Genomic DNA, 26,399 nt, shown 5'->3' on the forward strand with positions numbered 1-26,399 from the left:
TAGAGGTCCGCGCGTTGTACAACGCTGGCCGCGTGCCGGAGGCGAACAGCCTCTTCGACGAGGTGGTCACGAAGGTGTCCCCCGGCGCCGACCGCTGGGTCCGATCAGCCGTGCTGGTCAACCGGGCGGTCATGGCGTGGCGGCTCGGCCGCATACCGCTGGCGCTGGAACTGGCCGCCGAGGGCTGGACCGACCTCGACGCCGACCGTTCCGACAGCCCGGCCGTGGCCCACACGATGGGCTCCCTCGGTTATCTGATGGAGGGCATCGGCAACCGGCGCGCCGCCCTCGAGATGCTGCGGATGTCCGTTCAGGTGGCGCGGCGGGCGGGCAACACCGACGTGCTGGCCCAGTGCCTGCAACGCCTCGGCGGCTCGCTCAACTTCCGCGCCTGCGCCGGATCGCCCGCGGCCGCGCCGGCGATCTTCGAGGAAGCCCTGGCGTACCTCGACGAGGGCTTGGGCATCGTCAAGGACGAGATGCACCACCGGGCGCTCCTCGGTGCGTGCGGCCGGTCCCTGGCCGGTGTCGGCCAGCTGGACAAGGCCGAGGAGCTGGGCGAGGAGACCCTGCGGCTGTCGTTGGACGCCGACGACCTGTGGGGCATCTCGGTCGGCAACTGGGTTCTCTCCGTCGTGCGCCGCGAACAGGACGACCTCGACGAGGCGCGCACTCTCGCGTCCCGCGCGGTGACGAACGCCGAACGCATCAACGACACGTCACTGCTGCTGCGGTTCTCCACGGAGCTCGCGGACATCTGCCACGCCCTGGGTGACTCGGTGGGCGAGGCGGCGGCGTTGCGGCGGTCGATGCAGGCCTCCCGCACGGCCACGGAGACGTTGCAGGAAGGCCTGGGCCAGGCCCTGGAACAACGCCGGGTGGCCGTGCAGGCCCAACGGCTCGCGGTGGCGGCGCAGGAGGCCGCGGCGCGCGATCCGTTGACTGGCCTCGCGAACCGGCTGGGGCTGGAACGCGCGGCGGCGACGTTGCTCGAGTCGACGGCGGCCCGCGGGCGCGTGCCGTGGCTGGTGCTGGTCGACGTCGACTGGTTCAAGAGCGTCAACGACGACGCCGGGCACGCGACGGGCGACGCGGCGTTGCGCGAGATAGCGGCGTTGCTGCGGCGCGAGTGCCGCGCGGACGACCTGGTGGCGCGCTGGGCAGGCGACGAGTTCGTGGTGCTGCTGGGCGACACCGGGACGAACAGGGACGTCGGCCCGAACGTGGCGGAGCGGATCCGCGCGGCCGTCGACGGGCACGACTGGACGATGGTGCTCGGCGCCGTCCGCCGCCCGACGGTCAGCATCGGTGTCGCGGCGGGACCCGCCAAGCTGGACCAGTTGTTCGCGGCCGCCGACATGGCGCTGTACCGGGCGAAGCGGCACGGCCGCAACAGGGTCGAGGTGGAGCCGTCGGTGGACGAGGTGCCCGAGATCGTGTCGGGCAACTAGAACCGGCCGTCCGCCGCGACGCGGCGGACGACTCCTGTGTGGGTTCTAGGCGATCAGGCCGCCGCGGTAGGCCACCAGCGCGGCCTGCACGCGGTTGACCGCGCCGATCTTGCCGAGCACGGACGAGACGTAGCCCTTCACCGTCGCCTCCGACAGGTGCAGGGTGCCGCCGATCTCCGCGTTGGACATGCCCTGCCCGATCAGCACGAGCACCTCGCGCTCGCGTTCGGACAGGCTCTGCAGGAGCCTGCGCGCAGGCTCCGCCATCCGTTCACCGTCGGCGACCGCCGCGAGGACTCTCGCCGCGACACCGGGATCGAGCACCGCTCCACCGCGCGCAAGGTCGCGCACGGCCTTCACGAGCTGTTCGGGCTCGGTGTCCTTCAACAGGAAGCCGGCCGCGCCGAGGCGCAGGGCTTCCGACACGTACTCGTCGACGTCGAACGTGGTCAGGATGCAGACCCTGGGTGGGTCCGGCAGGGTCCGCAGCCTCCGCAGGGCCACGAGTCCGTCCGAGGTGCGCATCCGGATGTCGAGCAGAACCACGTGCGGACGGTGCTGGCGCGCCAGGTCGGCTACCAGGTGTCCGTCGTCGGCCTCAGCAACAACTTCGATGTCTCCGACGCTGCTCAGGATCATGCGAAGGCCGGAACGGACGAGGTCCTCGTCGTCGGCCAGCAGAACCTTGATCACGACGCCTCCCGCATTGGCGTTCCGTGCTCCCTCATGTTCGCGATCTTCGCGTACATCTGCCGAAGGTCACGTTAATTCTCAGTTATCTCATCATGTGGTTACAGATTTTCGAGATCAACGACGGCGTTCACAGTTACCGGAATTGAGCTGCGACTTCGCTGCGTAGGCATGCCACCTGGAGTTGAGCGGGATCATCGGAACACTGAGTGACCAAACATGAAAATCCCACTCAGTGGAATGTGGGACCAGAAACACGGATACGGCCTCGGTAATCCGATTCAGATGTCTCGATTGGACTCGTTTCTGCCCATATGTGACCTTGATGGGTTTCGGGATCGATACAGGCGCTCTCGCGATGCGCGTTAAAACGCGAAGGTCTTTCGCAATAGCCGCACCGGAAAGTAACGTGCGTCACAACAGTCCTGCCCTGCACGGAGAGGAGCTTCGCGCGATGCGGAGAGCCAATCCGGTGACGACCCTGCTGGCGACCGCCGCCGTCACCGCCTCCCTTCTTCTCGTCCCGACCGCCCAGGCCGAGGAGCCGCGCGCCGCGGCGTTCGCGGCCGACGACTACTGCCTGGGCCAGTGCGGCGACATCGTGCCGCCCGGCAACAACGGCAACGCGACGCTGGCCGAGATCCTCACGCACAAGGCGTTCGGCACCAGGCCCGCGCACTCGGCCGACCAGCTGGGCAAGTACGACGCCCTGGTGTCCGGCTACGCCGGCCTGACGAACTCGCAGCTGACGGACTTCTTCAACGACGCGTCGTTCGGCGTGCCGTCCGACCAGGTCGAGAGCACCGTGAAGCCGCGGTCGGACGTGACGATCGTGCGCGACAAGAAGATCGGCATGCCGCACATCACCGGCACCACGCGGTCCGGGACGATGTTCGGCGCCGGTTTCGCGGCCGGGCAGGACCGCCTCTGGCTGATGGACCTGTTCCGCCACCTCGGCCGCGGCCAGCTGACCGGGTTCGCCGGCGGGGCGCCGTCGAACCGGGTGCTGGAGCAGAGCTTCTACAACCAGATCCCGTACACCGAGGAGGACCTGCAGAAGCAGATCGACTCGGCGGCGGCCAACGGCGGTGAGCGCGGGCGGCAGGCGTTGGCGGACGTCAACGACTACATCGCGGGCATCAACGCCTACATCACCCAGTCCGTCTCCGCGCGGAACTTCCCCGGCGAGTACGTGCTGACCGGGCACGCCGACGCGATCACGAACTGGAACGACATCCAGCCGTTCAAGTCGACCGACATGGTGGCGATCGCCTCGGTCGTCGGCGGCCTGTTCGGTGCCGGCGGTGGCGGTGAGGTGCAGTCGGCGCTGGTGAAGCTGGCCGCGCAGAACAGGTACGGCGCCGCCGTCGGTGAGCAGGTGTGGAAGGCGTTCCGCGCGCAGAACGACCCCGAGGCCGTGCTGACCCTCCACGACGGACAGTCCTTCCCGTACTCGGCCTCGCCCGCTTCCCCTCAGGGCGTGGCGCTTCCGGACGGTGGTTCCATCACGCCGGAGCGGATGGTCTACGACGAGGTGGGCGGAACGGGCACCTCCGTCGCCGTGCCCGCCTCAGCGGACGTGGCGAAGGCCCGCGGGATCTTCGAGGACGGCGTGCTGCCGCCCGACCTGTTGAACAAGAAGCACGGCATGTCCAACGCCCTCGCGGTGTCCGGCGCCCACACCGATTCCGGCAACCCGATCGCCGTGTGGGGGCCGCAGACCGGGTACTTCGCGCCGCAGTTGCTCATGCTGCAGGAGCTGAACGGCCCCGGCATCCGTTCGCGCGGCGTCTCGTTCGCGGGCGTCTCGATGTACGTGCAGCTCGGCCGCGGTGTCGACTACTCGTGGAGCGCGACCTCGTCGGCGCAGGACATCATCGACACCTACGCCGTCGAGCTGTGCAACCCCGACGGTTCTCCCGCCACGAAGGCGTCGTCCTCGTACCTGTACCACGGCGCCTGCCTGCCGATGGAACGCCTGGAGCGCAAGAACGCCTGGAAGCCGACGGTCGCGGACGGCACGCCGGCGGGTTCCTACACGCTGGTGATGTTCCGGACCAAGTACGGGCTGGTGACGAGCCGTGCGACGGTCGGTGGCAAGGTCGTGGCGTACACGACGTTGCGTTCGACGTACATGCACGAGGTCGACTCGATCATCGGGTTCCAGGAGCTCAACGACCCGACCGCGATCCGTTCGGCGAGTGATTTCCAGCGGGCGGCCTCGAAGATCGGGTACGCGTTCAACTGGTTCTACGTGGACTCGCGTGACACGGCGTACTTCAACTCGGGCCTGAACCCGGTCCGCCGGTCCACAGTGGATCCGAACCTGCCGACCTGGGCCCGTGCCGAGTACGAGTGGGTGAACTGGAACGGCGACGAGAACACGTCCGACGTCCTGCCGTTCGCCGGGCACCCGAACTCGATCAACCAGGACTTCTACATCTCCTGGAACAACAAGCAGGCCAAGGACTTCACGTTCGGCGGCTTTGGCCACAGCTCCGTGCATCGCGGCGACCTGCTCGACCGCAGGGTGCGCGCGCTGATCGCGTCCGGCACCAAGGTCACCCGTGCGTCCCTGACCCGCGCCATGGCCGAGGCGGCCGTCGCCGACCTGCGCGCCGAGCAGGTGCTGCCGGAGTTGCTGAGGGTGGTCGAGTCGGCACCCGTCGACGCGGCGCTGGCCCCGGCCGTGCAGAAGCTGAAGGACTGGCAGCGCTCCGGCTCGTTGCGCAAGGAGACCGCCAAGGGCAGCAAGGCCTACGGCCACGCCGAAGCCATCCGGATTCTCGATGCCTGGTGGCCGCTCCTGGTCGAGGCGCAGTTCAAGCCGTCACTGGGCGACGGGCTCTTCGGGGCACTGGTGAGCGCCCAGCAGGTGGACGAGGCCCCGTCCGACACGCACGGCGCGGCGCCGCACAAGGGTTCCTCGTTCCAGTACGGCTGGTGGGGCTACGTCGACAAGGACCTGCGCAAGGTCCTGGGCGACCCGGTCCAGGGAGCCTTCCCGCAGACCTACTGCGGTGGCGGCACTTTGTCCGGTTGCCGATCCGCTCTGGTGACCTCGCTGCAGGCCGCCGTGGCCAAGCCGGCGAACGCCGTCTACCCCGGCGACGCCGACTGCGCCGCAGGCGACCAGTGGTGCGCCGACACGATCATCCACCGAGCCATGGGCGGCATCACCCACGACAAGATCCACTGGCAGAACCGCCCGACCTACCAGCAGGTCGTGCAGTTCCCGTCCCGCAGGGGCCAGAACATCACCAACCTGGCGGCCGGCCGCACCGCCACCGCGTCGTCACACGAGACGGGCTGGAACACCCTCCCGCCGTCGCACGTGGTCGACGGAAACCCGGCCACGCGCTGGGCCAGCGACTGGAACGACAACCAATGGATACAAGTAGACCTTGGCTCTGTGCAACGGATCGGTCGCACGGTGTTGCGCTGGGAGTCGGCCTTCGGCAAGGGCTACCGCATCGAGATTTCCAATGACGGCACGAGCTGGCGCAACGTTTTCTCCACAAGTGCTGGCGATGGCGGCGATGATGTCGTAGCGTTCTCACCACAGGACGCGAGATACCTGCGGTTGACCGGCACACAACGGTCAGGCCAGTACGGGTACTCCCTGTACGAACTTGAGGTCTACAGCTCGTAGGCCTTCGAGATGAGGACGCCGATCCACCCCCAGGGGTCGGCGTCCTCTACTTTTTCAGGCCCTGAACAGGTAGTTCCTGACCTCGTCCCCGATGACGTTCGTCGGCACCCAAGCACCACCGCGCCACGTGGTCATCCGGTACCCGCGCTCGGTCAGGAAGTCCGCGACGTCCTTCGCCTGGTACCCGAACCGTTCGACGTGCCGTTCCTCGATCTCCAGCAGGAATGCGGGCTTGAGCCGTTCGATCGTCCCCTTGGCCCCCTCGAGAACCTTGAGCTCGGCTCCCTCGACGTCGGCCTTGACGAAGTCGAGCCGCCCGATCCCCTGCTCCTCGACGAAGTGGTCGAGCGTGTCCGTCTTCACGAGCACGTCGAGGTGCTGCTCGAACTCCTCGTTGGACCCCAGCCCGTTCGCCCCCGCCGTGAGGAACGACCGTCCAGTGATCGGACTCCCGTGCCGCACAGGAACGCTCATGACCTCGCGCCCCTGCTCCTCAGCACCAAGCGCCACCGAATGCCGCTTGATGTTCGCGCCTTCCCGAGGCCGCAACACGTACGAAAGGGCAGGATGCGCGAACACGAGAGGCTCGATGCTGTGCACAGTCCCATGTGGACCGACCAGTCTCGCCAAGGTCACCGTGTACAGCCCCAACGCGGCCCCGACGTCAATGCAGACGTCTCCGGGCCTGACGACCTTCCGGAGCCCGATGAGCTCCGCCTCGGCATAGGGCGTGAGCCGGGCGAGCGCCTGCAACCCGGCGACAACCGCGGCACTGCGAAGTTGGGTCAACACCCCGCTGAGCCTAGACGTGCCCGTTGTTGTGCCGTTCGCCCGCAGGCAACCCGATCTGGTCCGCGAACTCGGCAGCCACCCGCTCACCACCGTAAACGCTGAGCGCTTTCACCAGGTGCAACCGCAGGTCCTTCCGATGAGCGTCCCCCAGCTCAGGCATGGCGCGTTCAACACTGCTCACCAACGACTCGGCCCAATGCCCGGCAGGCTCCCGCTGCGCGATCTTCACGAGCTCGGCGAGGTGGTCGGCCAGCTTGACCGCCTCCTCGACCTGGTACCCGTTGCGCTGCAACCACCAGATCGTCGCGGTCCCGACGTCCGTCAGCACCTCGTCGCGCAGGTACCGGATCTCAGCCCGTTCGACGTCCCGCTCAGCCAACTTGAACGTGGAGTTCCTCAACAGCTCGACGTGCTTCTTGGCCATCTCGAGGTCGTCCCCGTCGACCTCGACCTTGACCTGCTCGGCCCGAGCCCACACGTGCGTGCCGGGCACCTGCCGTTCCACGGCGAGCTCATCCCCCAACTGCACCTGCAGGGCGGCGTGGTGCACCAACATCGCCTTGCAGCTGATCTCCTTCGCCCGCTGCAGAACGTGGTGGATGGCAGCGTTGCGGGGCGAGTTGTGCCGGAGCCCGGTCGCCAGATCAAGGCGCCACACCACAGTCAGCCTCAGCTGGAAGTCCAGCCCGTACACCGCGCTGGCGAGCGGCGTGGCGAACTCCTGCTGATGACTGCTGACGGGCGGCACGAAGGTGATGTCGTCGGCCCGCGTGGGCACCAGCCGGCGCCACCAGGCCTTGAGGGAACCGAGAGGGCCAGGACGGAAGTCGGGCCAAGGTCTGCTCACAAGCCCTCCCTACCTGACGTTTGTGCCCGATAGAAGGTGGCCTGTCTCACTTCCCTCCAACGGCCGCAGGCCTGCTCGTCGGGTCTTCACCGAGCGTGAGCGGGACCCAGGTCCGAGCGCCGGCGCAGCCTAGGCCGGCGCTAGACGGGGGCGCTGGTCAACTCGGTGGCGGCACCCCGCTAGACTGCTGTCGCCAGCCCTAGTAGCTCAGGGGATAGAGCATCGGTTTCCTAAACCGTGTGTCGCAGGTTCGAATCCTGCCTGGGGCACCACCTTTCGCCGGGTGAAACTAAGGGCTCTGACCAGTGCAAACAGGTCGGAGCCCTTGGTCTTTAGTCGGGACTGAAGTCGATCTCATCGCCCGTTCGTGGGGCTAGACGTGGTGCGAGTCCGGCGTACGGTCGCACCATGAGCACCCCGAAGCGCCCCACCAAGGGCCGCCAGCGAGGGGAGATCGAGCCCCTCCCGAGCGGTTCGCTGCGCGTCAAGGTCTACGCCGGCATCGACCCGATCAGCGGTCGTCGGCACTACATCTACGAGACCATCCCGGCCGGTCCGGACGCCGCGAAGAAAGCCGAGAAGGCTCGCACGCGGATCATCAACGAAATCGACGAGCAGCGGAACTCCACCACCAACGCCACGGTCAACCGGCTGATGGACCGCTACCTCGAACTGCTGGACGTCGACAAGAAGACGCGCAAGAGCTACGAGGGCTACATCCGCAATCACATCCGGCCGATCCTCGGGAAGCTTCAGGTAGGCAGGCTCAACGGCGAAACACTGGACTCGTTCTACAGCGTGCTCCGCCGCTGCCGCGCTCACTGCGACGGCAGGCCGTTCATCGAGAAGCACAAGACCACCGACGCCCACGATTGCGCGGAGCAGCAGTGCACTCCGCACGTGTGCCGCCCACTCGCGAAGTCGTCCATTCGACAGGTGCACTGGTGCCTGAGCGGTGCACTGAAGCGGGCCGTCAAATGGCGCTGGACCGGCACGAATCCGCTCGCACAGGCAGAGACGCCCAGGTCCGTAGCAGCGGACCCTCACCCACCCACGCCGGAGCAAGCAGCCGCCATCGTCAACGAAGCCTTCAAAGACCTCTCCTGGGGAATGTTCGTGTGGTTGGCGATGACCACAGGTGCCCGACGTGGCGAGGTGTGCGCATTGCGCCTCGATCTGCTCGACCTGGAGAACGCGGTCCTGCCGGTCAAGACGAGCATCAGCCAGGACGGCGCAGAGACGTGGGAGAAGGACACCAAGACCCACCAGCAACGCCGAATCGCGCTGGACCCGGAAACTGTGGGGCTTCTCCGCGCGTACCTCCAGTACCGAGGAACGAAGGCAGACGAGTTGGGCGTGAAGGTCGCAAAGGACGGCCGTCTCTTCTCCCCCAGGTTCGACCACGCGGACTGGATCAAGCCGGACACCGTGACGCAGCGATACCGCCGGATGTGCGCAAGGCTCGGCTGGGACATGCACATTCACTCGCTCCGCCACTACTCCGCAACGGAACTGATCGCGTCCGGTGTGGACGTGCGCACGGTCGCGGGACGACTCGGCCACGGCGGTGGAGGCGCAACCACCTTGCGCGTCTATTCAGCGTGGGTCTCGGAGGCAGACCAGCGCGCGGCAGGAACCATCGCCGGACGGATGCCAACTCCGCCGATCAAAATTGACCTGTCAGGCGCTCCGGTCTCCACTCTCGAACCGGCAGCAGACAACCCATATCAGAAGATCGCTGCTGACCTACGGGGAGCCATCACCTGCGGTGCTCTCAAGCCCGGTGATCTCGTCCCTACCGTCATAGAACTGAAAACGCGCTACGGCGTGTCCGCAGGCACCGCAAACCGAGCCATCGCAGAACTGAAAGCTAATGGACTCGTGAACGCCAGCCGTGGAAAGCGTGCCGTAGTGCTCGAGCGGGGAGAGGAACCCGACGCGGCGGACGTCGTGAGCATCAAGCACAAGCGAAAGGCTGAGTGACCTAGTAGGCCGCCGATGCGGGCCGAATACTGGGCTACTACTGACTACGGCACATGGTACGGCCGAAGCGCATATGCAACAGTTTTGGCAAACACTGCCGGCACATGGCTGGGACGGAAATTTGCGGCGAGGTGAATTAGGTTCCAGGCGTCCCCGTAGTTCTTTTTCGGGTCAACCTTCGGCACGATCTCGCAGTGGTTGCAAACCCAGGTAACCACCGGACGTAGACCGGCAGCATACTTCTCGGCCACCGAAAGCGCGGCTTTCTCGTTTCTCCTAGGCGGGTGAGCCTGCCCGTCAAGGGAAGGACGCCCCAGAGCCATGCCGTACCGGTCTTTCGCCTCGACCACGAGCAGCTCTCGGGAGTTGGGCTCCGGGGTGGACACGGTGACGTCAGGACTGAATTCACGCGACTCGACTTTGCGATGCCGTTCTCGCCACACGTCCAGGACGATTGTCGGATCTGCGCCGTATCGAAGCTTGGCGACCGGCGCATCGCCTCTGTTCCTCGGAAGCACCCACACATTTCCGTCATGCAATCCGGTTAACTCCACCTCCCACCCCGCCTGTTCACATGCACCCAACGTCTCACAGAGGACCCAGATCTCATACAGAAGGTCCCGTTGGCCCCAGAGCGGCAGATTCAGAAACTCGCGGATAGCATCGACCCACTGCCACACGTCAATGGAGTCTTCTCTCCGAAATACTTCATCATTCAGCCATATCGATGCTCGTCTACAAGACTCAGCCACCGATTCCAACCATTGCGCAAGGGCCAAGGCGTCGCAAGACAGACTCTCACGCCTGCGAACTACATCCAATTCATATAAGTCAAGGCGATACATCAAAACGAATCCAGCAAGCGAATTCATCGCCGAACCGGCGGGCCAGTTGCGAGGAAGAACAATGGACCTGGGAACGTCAGTCAAGTCCACGTTTACTACTTCAAGATCTTTCACAGCCATCTGTCCACGGAGAGCGCGCTCGGCGTGATCGATAAGTTCATCGGCGGCTTCCTTCGCTCTCTGCATGGCGTCATCAACGGAGCACCAGGCTGGATCCGAGGCCGCTCTTGCGGAAACATCGGGCGCCATCGAGCTCAAGCGAAGGATACTATCAGCCAATCTTAAGGATTCCCTGGAATCGAGGGGGAAATGACCATAGAATTCCCAATTGTCCCACCCAAGGAATTCCTTGATGGCTTCCGTGTCCACATTAATTATGTCCACCGAGCGCAGCACCCTTTCTAGGTGGCGCAGCTGCTCAATGAACGCCGGACTGATGGTCAGATGACCAGTATTCACTTCGGAGCTTTCCAGCCGAATGGCCTCCGAGGTCCCGGTCGTCGTGGCGGCGTGGCTAGCAAGGCGGCGATATACCTCCTCGACCATATCCACGATCCACCCGCCGCACTGAATCAATTTGCTGATCAGCGCTTCCGCACTCGGGGCCGCCGAGGCCAACCGCTTGGCGGCAGCACCCCTCTTGTTGAACTTCCGGCTGGGGCCGCGTGGGTCCGCTAGGCTCGCAAAATCGACGCCGAACGCCCGGAACAACGCGTTGATCGTGTCCTGCTCCATCTTTCCGTTGCCCACTTCAAGCGCGTCAACGATGAGTCGCGCCAAGCGCTCTCGCAGATCTTCCTCGACCATCGGCGGCTCAACCTTCCGAAACGGCTTCCACAACTCAGACACCACGGCAGGACTGTTCACAGACTAGCGATCCGCCACATCCTAGTTGTACTAAAACGATTTTTGTGCACCCAGACGCTCGTCTCTGAGAACCTTGAATCTTGCGCCCTAAGCGAGCGCGGTAAGCCGCTTCTGCTGCCGATGTGAGCCAACCTGGGCCGCGAGCAGCCGCGCACGTTCGACGTGCACGGCTGCTTCATCCTTGTCACCGTTGGCTATGAGCACCTGAGCGAGATCCACTCGAAGCGTCGTCTCTGCGCGTGAGAAGGTCGGGTCAAGGCGCCGCAGGACCTCCGAGAGCACCTCGATCGCCTCTTGGTCACCGAGCCGAGCAAGGGCGTTGCCCCGCCACCGGGCAAGGTGTGTTGAATCGAACACTAGGTAGGGCGTCTCAGATCCATCGACCTGCGCCGGCATCGCCCGCAACGCGTCATCGAAGGCGATCAAGCAATGCGCACGATCGCCGCTCGCGGCGCACGCTTCGCCGTAGCCCGCAGACAGCCACGAATAGAGCAGACGCGGCACTCGACCACGAGCAAGTTCGAGCGCGTGCCGCGTCAACTCCACGGCGGCATCCGCTTCACCGATGTCGAGCAGAACCACGGCCTGCCCGGCACACGCGTACGCCTCAAGCTCGACCGACCTAGCTTCCCGTGCGGCAGCCTTGGCGGTGTCGTAGTGGTTCCAAGAATCGTTGACCAGTCCCTGGTCAAGCGACTGCCACCCGGCAAGCGCGGCCGCATCCACCAAGAGTTCGGCTAACGCTGCCCTAATCGATTGATCGAGAACGTCCCGAAGCACACGTTCCATCTGGTCGATCTGAGCGCACAACTCGCCGCGCAAGGCGGACGCACCTAGCTTCCGGTCTATGACCCGAGTGATGTCGAGCTTCTGCCGCATCAACCCGACGGTGTCCATATCGAGTGCGCGACCGGCCGCGAACCTCGCGCGCAAGGCGAGTTCATCTTCCGTGGCAGTGTGAGCGACCTGTCCAACTGACTCCAGCAGACGTTCGATCGGCACACCCAACATCTCTTCGAGAAGGCGCCCGGTCGCTGCCGTGACGGGCCCCAGGTCGCGGCCGTCATCCCGTTTGCCAGATGCCAGGCGGCGCACGTGCCGAGGACTGATCGTGCCTTTCAGACCGTGGTCGCGTGCGAACACCTCAGCAGCTTCGCTGAACTCTTCCGCGGTCTGCCTGCGCTGCCGCAGCAGCTTGCCGAACAGCGTGTGCGCCCGTTCCTGTCCGCCTGCCGAGCCCATCGGTTGACCTCTCATGCGCCAATGTCAGCGTTGCTTAGTCCAGGTCCAATCATGGCATCTCAGGTCAATACCAGGTCATTTACACCTCGCGCGCCCGAGCGAAAGCTGATGTCTGCGGTTCTGAGATGATGATCTGAGGTGATGAACAGTGAAGTCGAGCGAAGACTGGTGGGCCAAAGCCGCCAGGGCAGAAACGCTGATGCAGGCTCACGAGGCGCTGAGCCGCGCACGTCCACGGCCAGGCACGGACAACCCGCGCGCGTGGCGCGACTACCACCTACGCAGCGCGGCCATCTACACCGAAGTCGCCCAGATCGACCGGGGGCACTTCCACGAGGCGACGGCGTGGGCCACTTGCGAGCGCCAACGCGGTGAAGAGTTCGACCGGCAGATCAAGTCCAAGAAGGCGGACAACGCAGCCGCTGCATCCTCAGTGGACAAGGCGAGCTGACGACATGGCGCAAAAACTCACCGGAGGCAGGGCAAGCCTCGAAGTACGGGCGTTGAGCAGGACCGTGCTGGGATGGCGTCGCATCCGAGGCTGGTCCCTCGCGGAGTTGGGCGAACTGGTCGGCTTCTCAGCGGCGACACTCTCCCAGATCACCAGGGCCGTGGTACGTCCGTCTCCCAGCGATGTTCTGAAGATCGGCGCCGCCTGCCGCGCACCCGACGACGAGATCGAACTTTGCGTTCGTGTGGCACAACGGGCGAACGATCCTCAGATGTGGGACCGAATCAACGGTGACGCGTGGGCTCGTCTGGCCTGGACACCCTGGGACGTCATGGCAGAGGCCAACGAACTCCTGATCGTGGCAACCGAGGTACTGCCCGAACTGCTCCGCACCAGCGCCTACCACGAGGCGCTGTGCAGGTTCGGTGCAGCGACCAACGGCCTTGATCTCGACGTACAGCAGTCCGTTCTAACCCGCCTGGGCATGGACGCGAAGGAAGCAGCACGACCAGGCAGCCACGGGCCCCTGCGCGTTCGGCTTCTGGTGACGGAGGCCGTTCTCACGAGCAGCGTTGGCGGAGCGCGGACCATGATCGAGCAGTTGGGACGCCTGGAAGACCTGGCAGTACAGACAGGGTTCGACCTTGCCGTCGTGAACAGCGACGCAGGACCGTTTTTCGGTCATCACCAGTCGTTCACCGTCATGCGCTTCCGCGCCCCTCGTTTCGAGGACGTCGTTCTCACGCGCACCCTGCACGGCGGTGACACTTGGCTTGAGTCTGCTGCTGAATGCGCACCCTACGAACGCGCTCTACTCGTCCTCAACGACGTCGTCAGGACGCCAGAAGAGTCGACGCGTTGGCTAAGTCAGGCATCGCTCGCTCTGCACGAACCGTTGCCTGACAACAACTCCGACTGCCACCCACCCATGACCACTGTCCAGGCGGGAACCTAGAGATGCCGAAGAGAATCTCGACCGTCCGAGGTCGCGAGTTCGGTGCAGGAGTGCGGGCAGCGATCGAACGCAGCGAACTCACCTCCCGCGAGGTCGCTGAAGTCATGGGCTGTCATGAAGCCAAGGTCTCAGATGTCCTGACCGGCAAGGGTGGCGTCACTCAGATCGAGGTCGCTCTGCTGCTGGGCATCTGCCGGACCAAGGCGCCAGAAGTGGCGCACTTGATGGACTTGTTCCCCATGCGGCACCACGTCGGGGGCTGGTGGCAGAGACACGGCGCCTGCCCGCCTATCGTGCTGCATACGGCCTTGGAGAACCTGAAGGCCGCCAAGACGCTCGTCAGCTGGCACGGGAACATGGTGCCGTTCTTCCTTCAGACGGCTGACTACATCCGCGAGATACTCCGAGCCTCCGCCTCGACTCCCGCCGAAGAACTCGAAGAGCGCGCGAAGGCGCACCTCGTGATGCAACAAGCCCTGCCACGCAAGGCGAAACGCCTGTTCTTCGTCCATGAGTCGGCGCTACGTCTGCAAGTCGGTGGGCCCGAGGTGCACGCGTGGCAGACGCAGCACCTCGCCGTCACCGCGAACCAGTCGAACACCACGATCAGGATCGTCCCGGCAGCACGCGGCGCCCACGCTGGCATGGCTGGGCCGTTCACGCTGTTGACCTTCGAGAAGTACGAACCGCTCGTGTGGGTGGACACGGAGAACTCCAGTCTGTTCGCCGAAACGACAGATGCGGTCAAGGGCTACAACAGAGTCGTTGAGGCGCTCACGGACACGAGCCTGAGTGAGGGCGACTCCAAGGCACTGATCGCCGAGTTGTCCGAGATGGCATGGGCCCGCGCGGACGAAAGCGCAGGGTTGCAGGAACCACCGCCAGGACAAGCCCTAACCGTGCCGTAGCGGCACGCCCTCAAGCCGCCAGCCTTGGCGCCTCCGTCACATGCCCCCGCCAAGGCTGGCATCCAAGCCGTCGCGGTACCCGATTTCACGTCATCGGGTACCGCGACGGCCGCATGTGACGGGTGGACCCGTCACACGTCACACCCGTCACGGCGGACCGTTTGTGCAGGTGAAGCACCGTTCTGGACCCGTCACAGGGCTTGTGACGGCGTGACGGGTCCGTGGGACGGGGTGTGACGGGTCAGCGCTCACCGTCGATCACCTCGCCCTCTAGGACAGCAGCATCCCGCAGACGCTCGGCAGCGCCGAGCAGATCCGCGACGGCGTAGCCGCGTATTTGCTTCACGCCGTCAGCCGTCGCCACCCGGTCCCGAGTCGACCGGCAACCCAACTCCACCATGTCGCGTCCGAACGTCGTCATCTCCAGTCCCAACGCCTCTACAAGCTCAGACGTGGGAACGAAGTCGCGGCCATCATCTCCTTCCCTGAGGTAGTCCACGACGGACGCCAGTGGCTCAGGCAGTTCGACGTCCGCCGCGCGCACGGCCTCCGCTGCCACCGGAGCACTGCTCCCGATCGCCTTCGCGACGGCCGCGTGATCGAGCATCGGCTGTGCCTCTTGCCCTGCCGCATGTCCGGTCAACGTCCCCTCCGCTTCACGCAGGCCACGCCCGCGCTCGCACAACTCCCTCCAGTCCTCGTTTGGCATGTAGAACGTGCGTACGGTCAGCGCCAGCACGTCTGCGCCAGCCTCCGTCTCACCGTCCGGCCGCAGGATGCCCACGCCCTTATGTGACGGCAGCAGGCGACTGCTGTCATAGCCACGCGTGTTCATCTGCTCGCCCAAGACGATGTTGCTGTCTCGCCAGTCGATCACCCGCAATGCGAACCGCGAGCCGAGCACCGCGCGCAGCTTGGACGGGATGGTCTTGCTGTCCGGACGCTGCGTCGCGAGCACCAGGACCAGCCCAGCAGCCGGCGCCTTCTTGGCGAGCCACGTCAGCAACTCGCCGATGTACTCCCCCGCAGTGAGCTTCTTCCCCTGCACCTCAACAGGTGTGCGGTCTTCGAGCGGTAGCTGAACCTCATCGATGAACACGGCCGTGATCGGCATGTCGAGGGCTCGATCACGCGACATGTCCGGCGTGACCTTCGACTCCGGACACGTGAGGTCGTCCAACTCCTGCATCCGCCGGTAGCGCCCCTGGACCTCACCCACGAGTTCCACGAGCCAGTCAATGAGCGCCAGCACGTGTTCGGTGTCGTCTCCGGACATGAACCGGTGCGCCACCTGCGCCGCTGAAATCCAGTCCTTCCCCGCCTTGAAGTCAGCGACGTACAACCGAACATGCGGATCCAAGATCAAGGCCGCGGCGACCAGTCGAGCAGCCATCGTCTTACCCTGCCTGGGGATCGCGCCGATGAGCAACGACGTCCACACCAACGGAAGATCGATCCGCCGATCACGAGCGTCCCGCCCGAACGGCAACGGCCGCCACGCGTCCCACCTCTGCACCGCAAGCAGCGGCGTCCGCAACGGAGGCGCGGCGTACGGGTCCTCATCAGCAACCCACATCGCCACTCGGCCGGCGTGGCCGCCGTTCCCCCGGACTCGCTCCACAATGAGCTGCACCTCATCGACCGCAAGAGCGGAGGCCAGAGCGTCCCGGTTCTTCACGACGTCAGCAGCCTTGCGGGTTGCCGGGAGATCCACGGTGATGGTCCACCCGTCACCCTGCCTGGTAGCCCGCTCGACCAGGCGCAGCGTCTCGTCCTTCCCGATCAGCTTCGCGTCCCGGAACGCGTCCACGAGCACCTGAGGGTCCATCGTCCACGTCAACGTGCGCGGACCGGCGAGCACCGCCTTACGTCCCGGACTGCCGTCCTTCCGCCTACCGAGGACAGCGAGCGCTACGGCGACGACACCGCCACCGATCCACAACGCCCGGTGCCCGTACACGAGATCGGCGACGGCGCCGACGATCGCTACTCCTGCGACCATTGCCCCGGTGACCTTCCACCGGAAGAGCGTCAGTTCACGGATGTCGCCGAACTTGTCCGCGAGCTTCTCCGACTGCTCGGCAGCCTCCCGGTAGTCCCGCACGGTGACCCATGACCGCCACCATCGGACGGCGACCACCAAGCCGCGCACCACGGCCCCGAGGAACCGGAACGGTGAACGCAGCAGAGCCACGACGAGATCCTTCGCGGCCTGCACCGCGTGAACGCGATCCTTCGCCCAAAGCGGTACGCGCGGTGAACGCTTCCACCAGTTCATGAACCGACGCACCGGTGTGACGCGCGGAGCCTGCGGAGCGTCGTTCACGAACTCGCCTTCGAGCGCCGCACGCACCGGCAGACGCGGGCACGTGACAGCCAACTCCCGATCGTCCTCACTCATGGCCGTCACCACCTTCAGCGATCTCTGCCGCGAGCACCGAAGCCAGCCGCGACGAGAGCCCGCGCGAGCACCCCGTGACCTCGCGAACCCACGCGGGACTCACCACGACTTCAGACGTCCACATTTCGCGAGCCTTGGCTAGATACTCCGCAGAGGACACACGTCCCGCCGTGCTTCTGTTGGACCGCTTCACCTTTGAGGGCTTGGGCTCTGTCGCAGCGAGCGCAGGAGGCTTCGCCGCGGTGACCGGCGCTGTCAGCTGTTCCGCCTCTGTGAACGCAGCGGTCACGGCCTCCGTGAGCTTGTCCCGCAGGTCTGTGACAGCCTCCGCCGCGACGAACACCACGAGCGGCGGAACCGAGTGCAGGACCACACCGGACACAGACCCGGCAGCCCATGAATGCCACGTGTTCATGACGTACGTAGCGGCGAGCGTGAACCACTTCGCACGACGCGTCCACGAGCCCGTACGCACCCGGTATCGCGCGGTCACCTGCTCCGCTCGAAGGATCGCCAGCAGCACCAGCGACACCGTGGGATCGAGCAACCACGCAGCGAGCCACGGCAACGACCAGGCCGGCGTGCCCGCTGCCGCGAAGCTCTGCACGTTGGTCATCGTGAAGCCGAGACCAAGCACGATCCCCGCCCAGCACAGCCGGTCGACCTCCGCCCGGACCCGTTCGACGCGAAGCGCCACCACGTCCGGATGCGTCGCGTAGGCCCGCAACTCGGCAGCCTCCGCCGCATCGGCGGCGAGCTGCTGCGCTGCCGGGGCGGCGGGCAGCCGCCCGAAGGCGGCTACCCCTTCCCGAACCCGAGTGACCGCGTTCATCGCCGATCACCCTTGCCGTGCTGACTGTCGTAGGACGTGATCGTGAGGGCACGGGTCAACGTGTACGCGGCGAACAGCGCGGGGAGGCCCAGCACCACGAGCAACAACACGGTGTCGCCCCGGTGCGTGATCACCACCCACTGAACCCCGACGATGACGCCGGCCATCACGAGCACCCGCCCGGTGAGCGAGAGCAACCGAGCACCCGTCCGTGCTGCGCTCGCCGCAGCCTTCGCCCTACGGGCGCTCGCTCGCCAGATCCACAGCACCACAACAACCGCACCCAGCACCGCGAGAATCTGCGTGGGAGTCAGGTTGATCGTCATGACGGCTCACCGCCTTCACGGCGAGCCCGCCACACGCGGTAGAGCGCGCGTCGATCGTCCTGCGACAGCCCACCCCACACACCGATCGTCTCCGCACCGGCCGTGCGCAACTCCAGCTCCAAGCACACGTTGCGGATGGGGCAGCCCGCGCACAACCGCGCGGCCAACTCCCGATCGGTCAGGTTCTCGTTCTGCCACTCCGGCTCTTCCTCGCTCGCCCACAACCACATGCAGGCGCCGTCACGCGTCACGATCTCCAGCAGTACGTCATCCGGGACCTTCGCGTAGCGGTCAAGCTCGGCCGCGATCACCTCGTAGTAGTTCTCCGGGTTCACCACGCACCCCCGGTCTTGGCCTCGAATTCGCGAGCAGACCGGCGCTCGGCCGTCATCCGGGCGACGTCGACGACGCTGCCGGACTCCGACGCCTGCCGAACGATCTCCTCAACGGCACGTGCAGGGATCACGTAGCGAGTGCGCAGGCGCACCGCCGGAAACGCGTCCTCTCGGATGGCCCTGTAGATGGTCGCGACGTCCACGCGCAGGATGCGTGCAGCTTCCGCGACCGTGTAGAAGATCGGCGGGTTACTCCCCGCCATGCCTGAAGTACTCATCAGATGTAGCCCTTTCGAAAGACTGACTTCTTCTCCGAAAGCGCTGACGTTGGCGTTGATTAGTAGCGATCTGCCGCCGATGTCAGCGCTAAGCCCGTTTCAGAGCAAGAACGCGCGCTAACGTCGGCGCTGAAGGCGGAGCCCGGAGGCGTACGTGACAGAGGATTGGTCGGCAGTCGCGGAGGCAATGAACGCCCGCGCGGCAGAGCTGGCTTTGAAGCAGAAGGAACTCGCGGAGAGGTCCGGGGTTTCCCTCGCGATCGTTCGCGAGATGCAACAGGGACGAATCAAGCGGCGCCGAAACCCGCGAACGCTCGAAGCTCTGTCGATCGCCCTCGACTGGCACCCACAGCACCTGGGAGCGGTGCTGCAAGGGAAAACGCCGCCGGAGGTCGACTCGCCGGCCACGACTGGAGACGACCCGCTCGTCCCGCTGCTCAACACGATTATTCGAGAACTCCGCGGCCTTCGAGCCCAGGTCGGAGCGCTCACAAATCGTCTCGATGACGGAGGTCGACGAAAGGACTAGGTCGCCTTCGCTGATTTGTTTCGGTGTCGCTGTCATGTGAACAGAAGACAGCCGGAGAGGGGGTCGAAATAATTGCCAGCGGCTATCACGCCGCTTGTTAGGAGGAGTTAGGTCCGCAGGTCACGACCGTTGGGGAACGGGGGGACGTGGCAGCAAAGAAGCGCGGTGAGCAGCCTCGATCGAGGCTGCGAACAGTCCGCGACGAGCTGGGGTATACGCAGGCGCAGGTGGTCAGGTTCTTCCTGGCGCGTAGGCAACAGATCGGCGGGGCTCAGGCGACAGAGCAATCAATGCTCATCATGATGTCGCGCTGGGAGAACAGCCACGTAGAGGTGACCGATCCCGCCTACCAACGGCTCTTCCGTGAGTTCTACGGGCGCACCAACGAAGAGCTTGGATTCCCGTCCGAGGTCGAGAACCAGAGCGCGGAAGAGCTGCGCGAGCGGCTGATCATCGCGCGCAGCATCGATCCCGCCACCCTCGACATGTTCCAACGACAGGTCAACGACCTACGAAGCTCAGACCACAAGTTCGGCGCCGTCGTGGTCCTGGACCAGCTGAACAGCCTCGTCCGGCAGATCGAGGACTACCGCACGTTCAGCGTGAGTTCTCGTCACCGCGAACGCCTTGCCGCGATCCTCACGGACGCGCGAACACTCGCCGGTTGGACAGCCCTCGACAGGGGCTCACAGCTTCAGGCGTGGCAGTACCACGAGGACGCGAAAGTCTCTGCGCGTGAAGCCGATTCGCCGCACCTCCTGGCGCACGCGGCCGCGCAGCAGGCAGTGATTCTGCTCGACATCGGGCAGCCGGCCGAAGCTGTCGAGCTGCTGGAGTACGCGCGGTACGTCGCGGAGAACCGCGCGCCGTCGCTGCTGCAATCGTGGCTCGCCGCAGCACACGGCGAAGGTCTCGCCGCCGATGGCCAACGGGATGCGGCGCTACGCGCGTTCGATGACGCAAGCTCTTTGCTGCCAGCAAATCCTGTCGATCCAGAGATGCCCTTCCTGCTTCTCAACGACGGGCAACTCGTACGTTGGCGCGGCAGTTCGCTTCTGCGGCTGGGAGACCAGGACGCGATCAACCAACTTGAAGCCGCAGTTCGAGGTCTCGCCACGCCTGGGCTCAACGCCGTACGAGGCCAAACCAACCTGTACGTCGATCTCGCCTTCGCGTACGCCGCTGCTGGCGATAGTCGGGGTGCACTTGAGTACGCGCGCACAGCACGACAGCTTGCATCCCGCATCAAGTCCGATCGTCAGCAACGACGCCTTGCGGCCCTTGAGCTACCTGTCCCGAGAGGAGGCTCCAGCATTGCGTGACGCGAGGTAGTACAGAAGGGGAACGATCGCGCCAGAGCCGAGCACTTCACCACGCCGGACCAGATCCAAGATCCTGTCGACATGAATCCACTCGATACGCGCAGCCTCCTCACCATCTGTTGGCTCGCCAACCTTCTCCGCAGCACGCCAAAGGTAAGCGTCCACGGGGGCGTCGATGATGCCAGGCAGAGGTTGGAAAGTAGCGATGTGCTCAGGTTCTCCGACTGGTCGCCAGCCAGTCTCCTCTTCGGCTTCACGAGCGGCCGTCGCTGCTGGAAGTTCGCCAGCCTCAACGAGCCCTCCAATAAGCTCATACCCCCATTTGTCTACCGCGAACCGATAACGCCACAGCGTCAGAACTTCTTCATTATCATTTAGCAGAAGAGCAACCGCTACGGCGTCGAGCTTGACGACATGATGCTCGAACCTTGAACCATCTGGAGGTCCGACATCAACCAGCTTGAGCTTCACCCATCTGTCGTCGTAGACGGTTCGCTCACCGTAGATTTTCCACGTCAGTTCTTCCGGGTATTCCGTCACGATGCGCAGCCTAGCGCTTACGCGCCAAACTGCACAAGATCGAATAGAACGGACATAGGTCTAGTCGGCGGGCAAGTCATCGATACGGATGAAATCAACCACAATATCGGAAGGATGAATCGTCTGGATCGAGCTTCCAAACTCAATCTCAACCGCAGGCGCGCCGTCTGAGTCGACTTCCCCCTTATCCACTACAGACAATGATATTCGGTCCCCATCGATCGGCTTCAACACTCCGCCCACCTCAGGAAAACGAGCGAGACGAGGAATCTTAGTTCGATCCAAAAGTGCGATATGCTCCTCAATATCGTCGTGAACAAGTAGCTGCATCGCAGCTACGGTTGCTCCACCGACTGTCACCGAAGAGCCTTCATGATTGAAATTGAGCATCGAGGCAGCCTCATAAGATCCAAAGATCACCACAAGCGGATCTGAGGCCGTTGCCACCCACTTTGAAATCTTCTGAACGGTTCTGGCGAAACTTAGGGATGTCGATGTACCCCATGCCAGCAACTGCGTGAGAGCGAGGGCTTCCTCATTGGCACGAATCATGCGCCCTACCTGCTGCCCAAGAAATCCTGGGTCACCGAGCACTTCAGTCTCGACAAAGAACAGCTTTGCAACCGTCAGGCGATGCCCCCAAACTCGCGAATTAGCAGGGTCGTGGATCACCTGTTCGGCATCGATAAATCGAACAAGATTGCTGACCTTCTGAACTTCAGCCGAAACGGCCTCAGTAAATTTAGCGATGCGCTCATCATCCAGAGCCGCAATCTTCAACTGTTGCTGCGATTCACCTTGATAGCGCTCAATAAGCAGACCCAAGATCATATCCACATTCGAAAGAGTATCCTTACTTATACCCCATCGAATGTCGAACGATTCCCTCAATGGTCCAACTTGCTGATTGGCAGCTAGAGAAAAGTCATAGACTTCCCGCGGAACGCTCCCAGGAGCCAAGGGGGGAAACTTGGCAAGGAGAAGCAGGCCCGCCCTGAGAACGAAGTCGCCGGCGCGTACCACCCGCATTTCTAGCGGCAGAGACGTGGACATCTCCCAACGCCTGATCAGCTCGTAGCTGTCTTCGCGCCGAGCTTCTACGGCCGCAAGGAGAACACTATTTGGATACATGAAGTCGGGCTGGATACTCGCAAGAACTTCACCAACCTCGGCACCGGTGTCATCTTCCAGGATTTCTTGGCGATACAGAAGCCATGCAATGACCAAGATCGAAGATTGATGAACACGCGATCTCATCTTCACAGACTCTGACGCGAAGCGAAACAGCCTGGACTGAAAGCCCAGCGCCCGAGTCGCCCAAACACTCTCACCCTTATCGTATGCATCCCTAAGTATGGTTGTCCACACTTCAAGCGCAGCGCCAGCCAAGCGATCGACGTGCTGCCTATTGTGGTTCCCACTATAGGGAACCGTGTATTCAGTAAGGTTTTGCAACGAAACCAAGAGGTGCTCTAGCGCGTTCTCATTCTCTTTCGCCTTCAGGAGGAGTACCGACCAGATCTGAAAATAGTTCTGGGCTTGAGCAACGAAGAATCCGATATCCGTGCTCGACAAGGCGTCAACGCAGCGCCCATATATGGCACCGGTAGCCTCCATCGCAACCCGGTCGCCAACCCTAGCCGCAACGTCGTTAAGTTCCCAAACGTGAGTACTCAACCACCTCCAGTTAGTTTCGTACGAGGAGGTGGTCAAATCTCCTGACTCTTCCATCACTTCACGGACCGCAAGAACGATTCTTCTATAGTGTTTAAACCCGCGTTTTATGCTTGGATACCTCGCCGCCTGCATAGCGCTCATTAGAACCTCCTGGAGGTCTTCGAGAGCCCGCAGCAGCAATTCTGCTGGATCATCAACAGAACTTGATACCAAGACCGCGCTTACCGCCAACTTTTGCAATTGATTGCGAGCCCTGAGAGGAACTTTGTCGATGCCATAAACGTCAACGATGCTCGCTCCCGCAGACGCGTTGCTTCCAGGCTGAGCCTTGATAAACGCTATCGGGCCATCTGCTTCAACGAATTCTATTGGGTCATCCGCCTCGGCTTCCATCTTTTCCAGCGAAATAGTGGACGAAAGCAAAACAGAGATCTGCTCGATCTTCTTTAGATCTACATCCTGCACAACGCCGCCTTGCGGCGGCCCTGCAAGGCGCACGCTCATCACCGATTTAGCTTTGTCACTTCCCGGGCTTTCCAGGACGACATTGGAGAGCAAGCTCGCAGACTCAGCCAGTGCCCGCGCCTTTTCGTTGTAGCCGGCAAGTTGCTTAGCTGTCGCTTGGACAGTGGAGACCAGGTCCTCGATAGTCAGCTTTTCTACCTCGTGAGGTCGACCGAACAGATACGCGGAGTACGCATACGTGATTCCGATCGCCAGCACACTCGGAACGAACGCAAAAAGAAACATCAGGAGGACGTTGGCGTGACTTTGAAACCAGATAGCCGCCATTCCGGTTGCTATGTCCGAGCTGATACCTACGGCCAATAGCTGATTGAATCGGATTCGTCGAATCACTGCTCGGCGAGCGGGTCCGGGTGATAGTTGCGGATCTGCGAGGAGCTGAAACGCGATAGCAAGGCCCGTAAATCCGACCGAAATAACGGCAGCGTGCACTTGCCACATGACGCTGAGCGCATCTTTCGAGTTTGGGGCTAGATGCGCAACGAAGTCGACGTTGACATACCGGGCGCCGACGACTCCAAGTACGATGATCACGATGTACGAACCGACAATAGGCCACGTCATCATCTGCCGGTAGCGTCGCGCCACGGTCTCCAACATCGCCCGATTCTAGAGCCTTGCTACGTCGCGAACTCTGAGTTCATCCCCGCGAGTTTGCTGCAGTCCAGCCGCACGGCTGGTACGCACGCTGCCCGCGAGCGTCCCCGGCTCGTGGTGCGAGTCATGGTGCGAACTGTGGCCAAACCGAGACAACACAGGGCATGGTGCGACCTAGCTTATCCACATCGCCGCAGGTAGAAGTCCACTCTGGGCTCGATCTGCACATTCCTAAACCGTGTGTCGCAGGTTCGAATCCTGCCTGGGGCACCACCTTTCGCCGGGTGAAATCAAGCTCTGACCAGCGGCAACGCGGTCGGAGCTTGATCTTTTCCAAGGCGATCATCCACCCGACCGGACGTGCGCGATGTAGGGCTCGTAGGCCGTCAGATCGCGGTGCGGCTCGTACCGGCTGAGGTAGTAGTAATCGGCGATGATGTTGGCCTGCTGTTCGGTGTTGAAGTCACCGAACGTCTTGCCGTGCAGGCCTTCCGCGCCGCCGTAGTCGTAAAGGCTCTTCTTGAAGAAGCCGGCGATGGCAGTAGGTAGGAGACTGAACACGCTCCGGCCGTGTTGGTACTGGTAGGCGTGCGTCAGTTCGTGGACCAGCCAGCGCTCGTAGCGGGCCTGGTGTTGTGGCGTGGTCAGGACGCCCTTGGGGAAGGTGACGAGGCGGGGCAGGGTGCGGGCCACGCCGAAGCTGCCCAGGACGCCGCCCTCGGCCAGGGTCAGGGCGCTGATGTCGAGGGCGTCGCCGAACACCTCGTGGGCCAGCGAGACCTCGTGTGTTTCGAGGGCTCTGCGGAACGCTGGTCGGAACACCATGGTGGCTCCACGTGGCGGTGCTGTTTTCAGGCGGGTTCTGAGTTTATCGACGTGGTGGCGGTGAACCGGTAGCGCATTTCCTTGAGTTCTACGCCGCCGAGGGTCTCGGTCTGCACGGCGCCGTCGGCGCGGAAGCCCAGCTGTTCGTAGAAGCGCCGCGCTCGCGGGTTCTCCTCGAACACCCACAGGATCACGTCCTGCTGGCCCGCGAGGGCCGCGCGTGCCAGCTCCTGGCCCAGGCCGGTGCCGGACGCCGAGGGGAGCACGTAGATCGCGTACAGCTTGAAGGCCGCGTCCGGTTCGTCGGACGGGCCCACCGCGACGAAGCCCACCACGGTGTCGTCGACCAGCGCCACCCACACGCCGCCGCGGGGGATGGCTCGTTGCCACATCGCGGTGCGCTGTTCCAGCGAGAGGGCGTCCAGCTCGGAGTCCGGGACGAGGCCGCGGTAGGCCGACTGCCAGGTTCGGACGTGCACCGATGCGACAGCCGGAGCGTCGGAGAGGAGTGCGGGACGGACCGTCATGGCATCCCCCGGTGGCATGATCGAAAGTATGAGGATCATCGTCGACGCGGACCCCGGCATCGATGATGCCCTTGCTTTGTACTACCTGCGCGCGCGGCCCGACACCGAAATAGTCGCCATCGGCACGGTCCACGGCAACGTGCCGGTGCAGCAGGCCACCGCCAACGCGTTGAGGCTCGTCGAGCGCCTCAACCTCGACGTGCCCGTGGCCATGGGCGCCGCGAAACCGCTCGCGCAGCCCCTCATGACCGCGGAGGACGTGCATGGCGAGGACGGTCTTGGTGGGTACGCGGGCGACGAGCCGAAGACCAGCCACTTGAAAGAGAGTGCCGCCGAGCAGTTGGCGAGTCTGGCGCGGAGCAACCCCGGTGAGTTGAGCCTGCTCGCGATCGGGCCGCTCACCAACGTCGCGCTGGCCCTGCAGATCGAGCCGCGGCTGCCGGAGTTGCTGGACAAGGTCGTGGTCATGGGCGGTGCGCTGAACGTTCCCGGCAACATCACCTCGCACGCCGAGGCCAACTTCTGGCACGACCCCGAGGCGGCGGACCTCGTTCTGGCGGCCGGTTTCGAGGACCTCACGATCGTCGGACTCGACGTCACCATGGCGAGCCACGCGCCGCAGGAGTGGCTCGACGCGCTTCCGCACGACTGCTATCCGCGGCAGATCCTCGGCTTCTACGCGGACTTCTACGGCAGCTTCCTCGGCAAGGCCGGCTTCGTGCCGCACGACCCGCTGGCGGCGGCGGTCCTGCTCGAACCCGGCCTCGCGACGTACCACGAGGACCGGTTCGCGATCGAGCTCACCGGGCGGTACACGCGTGGCAAGATCGTTGCCGACCAACGGTTCCTGGCGCCGGGGAGCCCGTTCGGGCGGGACATCGCCACCGAACGCACGAAGGCCAGGTACGCCGTCACGGCCGACCACGCCACGTTCCTCGACCAGCTGAGGCACGCTGTAACACAACCATGACGAACCGCCAACGCGACCTGGACAAACACCGG

Annotated in this window: 23 protein-coding genes and 1 tRNA gene; 10 read left to right on the top strand and 14 right to left on the bottom strand. The window is 64.0% G+C overall.

The genetic code is table 11. From position 1 onward, the window contains the following. Positions 1 to 14 precede the first annotated feature (14 nt). Complete coding sequence (locus ND450_RS29000; protein WP_371927430.1) at positions 15 to 1,451, top strand: diguanylate cyclase; 1,437 nt, start codon at positions 15 to 17, stop codon at positions 1,449 to 1,451. A 45-nt stretch (positions 1,452 to 1,496) separates the two neighbouring features. On the opposite strand, the gene ND450_RS29005 is transcribed toward ND450_RS29000, so the two are convergent. Further along, the gene (locus ND450_RS29005; RefSeq protein WP_030481367.1) at positions 1,497 to 2,144 is read right to left on the bottom strand and encodes a response regulator transcription factor; all 648 of its coding nucleotides are present in this window, start codon (positions 2,142 to 2,144) and stop codon (positions 1,497 to 1,499) included. Positions 2,145 to 2,595: 451 nt separating this feature from the next. Here ND450_RS29005 and ND450_RS29010 point away from each other — a divergent pair, with 451 nt between their 5' ends. After that, complete coding sequence (locus ND450_RS29010; protein WP_253321691.1) at positions 2,596 to 5,793, top strand: penicillin acylase family protein; 3,198 nt, start codon at positions 2,596 to 2,598, stop codon at positions 5,791 to 5,793. Positions 5,794 to 5,847: 54 nt separating this feature from the next. Here ND450_RS29010 and ND450_RS29015 read toward each other — a convergent pair whose 3' ends face one another. Next, positions 5,848 to 6,585: an FkbM family methyltransferase gene (locus tag ND450_RS29015; protein ID WP_253321692.1), complete on the bottom strand. Its 738-nt coding sequence runs from the start codon at positions 6,583 to 6,585 to the stop codon at positions 5,848 to 5,850. Between the two features lie 10 nt (positions 6,586 to 6,595). Then, complete coding sequence (locus ND450_RS29020) at positions 6,596 to 7,432, bottom strand: hypothetical protein (protein ID WP_253321693.1); 837 nt, start codon at positions 7,430 to 7,432, stop codon at positions 6,596 to 6,598. A 196-nt stretch (positions 7,433 to 7,628) separates the two neighbouring features. On the opposite strand from ND450_RS29020, the gene ND450_RS29025 reads away from it, so the two are divergent. Further along, positions 7,629 to 7,704, top strand: a tRNA-Arg gene (locus tag ND450_RS29025). Between the two features lie 136 nt (positions 7,705 to 7,840). After that, complete coding sequence (locus ND450_RS29030) at positions 7,841 to 9,415, top strand: tyrosine-type recombinase/integrase (RefSeq protein WP_253321694.1); 1,575 nt, start codon at positions 7,841 to 7,843, stop codon at positions 9,413 to 9,415. 44 nt (positions 9,416 to 9,459) lie between these two features. Here ND450_RS29030 and ND450_RS29035 read toward each other — a convergent pair whose 3' ends face one another. Further along, complete coding sequence (locus tag ND450_RS29035) at positions 9,460 to 11,067, bottom strand: hypothetical protein (RefSeq protein ID WP_253321695.1); 1,608 nt, start codon at positions 11,065 to 11,067, stop codon at positions 9,460 to 9,462. 147 nt (positions 11,068 to 11,214) lie between these two features. Continuing rightward, positions 11,215 to 12,384: a hypothetical protein gene (locus ND450_RS29040; RefSeq protein WP_253321696.1), complete on the bottom strand. Its 1,170-nt coding sequence runs from the start codon at positions 12,382 to 12,384 to the stop codon at positions 11,215 to 11,217. A gap of 133 nt (positions 12,385 to 12,517) precedes the next feature. Here ND450_RS29040 and ND450_RS29045 point away from each other — a divergent pair, with 133 nt between their 5' ends. From ND450_RS29045 to ND450_RS29055, 3 genes are read left to right on the top strand one after another with little or no spacing between them, the layout of a single operon-like run. Continuing rightward, positions 12,518 to 12,820, top strand: a complete 303-nt coding sequence (locus ND450_RS29045; RefSeq protein ID WP_253321697.1) for an AMED_5909 family protein — start codon at positions 12,518 to 12,520, stop codon at positions 12,818 to 12,820. Positions 12,821 to 12,824: 4 nt separating this feature from the next. Next, a complete protein-coding gene (locus ND450_RS29050; protein WP_253321698.1) occupies positions 12,825 to 13,775 on the top strand; it encodes a Scr1 family TA system antitoxin-like transcriptional regulator in 951 nt (316 codons plus the stop codon). 2 nt (positions 13,776 to 13,777) lie between these two features. Then, complete coding sequence (locus ND450_RS29055) at positions 13,778 to 14,683, top strand: helix-turn-helix transcriptional regulator (RefSeq protein WP_253321699.1); 906 nt, start codon at positions 13,778 to 13,780, stop codon at positions 14,681 to 14,683. Between the two features lie 241 nt (positions 14,684 to 14,924). On the opposite strand, the gene ND450_RS29060 is transcribed toward ND450_RS29055, so the two are convergent. From ND450_RS29060 to ND450_RS29080, 5 genes are read right to left on the bottom strand one after another with little or no spacing between them, the layout of a single operon-like run. Further along, entirely contained in the window at positions 14,925 to 17,084 is a 2,160-nt protein-coding gene (locus ND450_RS29060; RefSeq protein ID WP_253321700.1) for an FtsK/SpoIIIE domain-containing protein, read from the bottom strand. Continuing rightward, a complete protein-coding gene (locus tag ND450_RS29065; protein WP_253321701.1) occupies positions 17,077 to 17,916 on the bottom strand; it encodes a hypothetical protein in 840 nt (279 codons plus the stop codon). Before ND450_RS29065 ends, ND450_RS29060 begins: the two co-directional genes overlap by 8 nt. Next, positions 17,913 to 18,242, bottom strand: a complete 330-nt coding sequence (locus tag ND450_RS29070) for a hypothetical protein (RefSeq protein WP_253321702.1) — start codon at positions 18,240 to 18,242, stop codon at positions 17,913 to 17,915. The genes ND450_RS29065 and ND450_RS29070 overlap by 4 nt, the downstream gene beginning before the upstream one ends. Then, positions 18,239 to 18,577: a WhiB family transcriptional regulator gene (locus ND450_RS29075; RefSeq protein WP_371927431.1), complete on the bottom strand. Its 339-nt coding sequence runs from the start codon at positions 18,575 to 18,577 to the stop codon at positions 18,239 to 18,241. Before ND450_RS29075 ends, ND450_RS29070 begins: the two co-directional genes overlap by 4 nt. Next, complete coding sequence (locus ND450_RS29080) at positions 18,574 to 18,840, bottom strand: helix-turn-helix domain-containing protein (protein ID WP_156213081.1); 267 nt, start codon at positions 18,838 to 18,840, stop codon at positions 18,574 to 18,576. The genes ND450_RS29075 and ND450_RS29080 overlap by 4 nt, the downstream gene beginning before the upstream one ends. Positions 18,841 to 19,009: 169 nt before the next feature. Between ND450_RS29080 and ND450_RS29085 the strand changes: the two genes are divergently transcribed. Next, a complete protein-coding gene (locus tag ND450_RS29085; RefSeq protein ID WP_253321704.1) occupies positions 19,010 to 19,384 on the top strand; it encodes a helix-turn-helix transcriptional regulator in 375 nt (124 codons plus the stop codon). A 146-nt stretch (positions 19,385 to 19,530) separates the two neighbouring features. Continuing rightward, the gene (locus tag ND450_RS29090; RefSeq protein ID WP_253321705.1) at positions 19,531 to 20,706 is read left to right on the top strand and encodes a tetratricopeptide repeat protein; all 1,176 of its coding nucleotides are present in this window, start codon (positions 19,531 to 19,533) and stop codon (positions 20,704 to 20,706) included. Here ND450_RS29090 and ND450_RS29095 read toward each other — a convergent pair. From ND450_RS29095 to ND450_RS29110, 4 genes are all read right to left on the bottom strand, one after another. Next, on the bottom strand, positions 20,671 to 21,246 hold the full coding sequence (locus tag ND450_RS29095; protein ID WP_253321706.1) for an NUDIX domain-containing protein: 576 nt from the start codon (positions 21,244 to 21,246) through the stop codon (positions 20,671 to 20,673). The two genes, ND450_RS29090 and ND450_RS29095, sit on opposite strands and share 36 nt — an antisense overlap. 60 nt (positions 21,247 to 21,306) lie before the next feature. After that, a complete protein-coding gene (locus tag ND450_RS29100) occupies positions 21,307 to 24,048 on the bottom strand; it encodes a hypothetical protein (RefSeq protein ID WP_253321707.1) in 2,742 nt (913 codons plus the stop codon). 339 nt (positions 24,049 to 24,387) lie between these two features. Next, positions 24,388 to 24,870 (bottom strand): hypothetical protein, encoded by a 483-nt coding sequence (locus tag ND450_RS29105; RefSeq protein ID WP_253321708.1) that lies wholly within the window; start codon positions 24,868 to 24,870, stop codon positions 24,388 to 24,390. Between the two features lie 26 nt (positions 24,871 to 24,896). Next, positions 24,897 to 25,415, bottom strand: coding sequence for a GNAT family N-acetyltransferase (locus ND450_RS29110; RefSeq protein WP_253321709.1), 519 nt, complete (start codon positions 25,413 to 25,415; stop codon positions 24,897 to 24,899). Between the two features lie 10 nt (positions 25,416 to 25,425). Here ND450_RS29110 and ND450_RS29115 point away from each other — a divergent pair, with 10 nt between their 5' ends. Next, entirely contained in the window at positions 25,426 to 26,367 is a 942-nt protein-coding gene (locus tag ND450_RS29115; protein ID WP_253321710.1) for a nucleoside hydrolase, read from the top strand. Positions 26,368 to 26,399 lie beyond the last annotated feature (32 nt).

The organism is Lentzea sp. HUAS12 (genome assembly GCF_024125735.1).
GTDB classification, from domain to species: domain Bacteria; phylum Actinomycetota; class Actinomycetes; order Mycobacteriales; family Pseudonocardiaceae; genus Lentzea; species Lentzea albida.

Coding starts and splice junctions, on each gene's coding strand:
- ND450_RS29010 (WP_253321691.1), top strand. CDS start 2,596: ATGCGGAGAGCCAATCCGGTGACGACCCTGCTGGCGACCGCCGCCGTC.
- ND450_RS29030 (WP_253321694.1), top strand. CDS start 7,841: ATGAGCACCCCGAAGCGCCCCACCAAGGGCCGCCAGCGAGGGGAGATC.
- ND450_RS29035 (WP_253321695.1), bottom strand. CDS start 11,067: ATGGTCGAGGAAGATCTGCGAGAGCGCTTGGCGCGACTCATCGTTGAC.
- ND450_RS29040 (WP_253321696.1), bottom strand. CDS start 12,384: ATGAGAGGTCAACCGATGGGCTCGGCAGGCGGACAGGAACGGGCGCAC.
- ND450_RS29050 (WP_253321698.1), top strand. CDS start 12,825: ATGGCGCAAAAACTCACCGGAGGCAGGGCAAGCCTCGAAGTACGGGCG.
- ND450_RS29055 (WP_253321699.1), top strand. CDS start 13,778: ATGCCGAAGAGAATCTCGACCGTCCGAGGTCGCGAGTTCGGTGCAGGA.
- ND450_RS29060 (WP_253321700.1), bottom strand. CDS start 17,084: ATGAGTGAGGACGATCGGGAGTTGGCTGTCACGTGCCCGCGTCTGCCG.
- ND450_RS29065 (WP_253321701.1), bottom strand. CDS start 17,916: ATGAACGCGGTCACTCGGGTTCGGGAAGGGGTAGCCGCCTTCGGGCGG.
- ND450_RS29070 (WP_253321702.1), bottom strand. CDS start 18,242: ATGACGATCAACCTGACTCCCACGCAGATTCTCGCGGTGCTGGGTGCG.
- ND450_RS29080 (WP_156213081.1), bottom strand. CDS start 18,840: ATGGCGGGGAGTAACCCGCCGATCTTCTACACGGTCGCGGAAGCTGCA.
- ND450_RS29100 (WP_253321707.1), bottom strand. CDS start 24,048: ATGTTGGAGACCGTGGCGCGACGCTACCGGCAGATGATGACGTGGCCT.
- ND450_RS29105 (WP_253321708.1), bottom strand. CDS start 24,870: ATGGTGTTCCGACCAGCGTTCCGCAGAGCCCTCGAAACACACGAGGTC.
- ND450_RS29110 (WP_253321709.1), bottom strand. CDS start 25,415: ATGCCACCGGGGGATGCCATGACGGTCCGTCCCGCACTCCTCTCCGAC.
- ND450_RS29115 (WP_253321710.1), top strand. CDS start 25,426: ATGAGGATCATCGTCGACGCGGACCCCGGCATCGATGATGCCCTTGCT.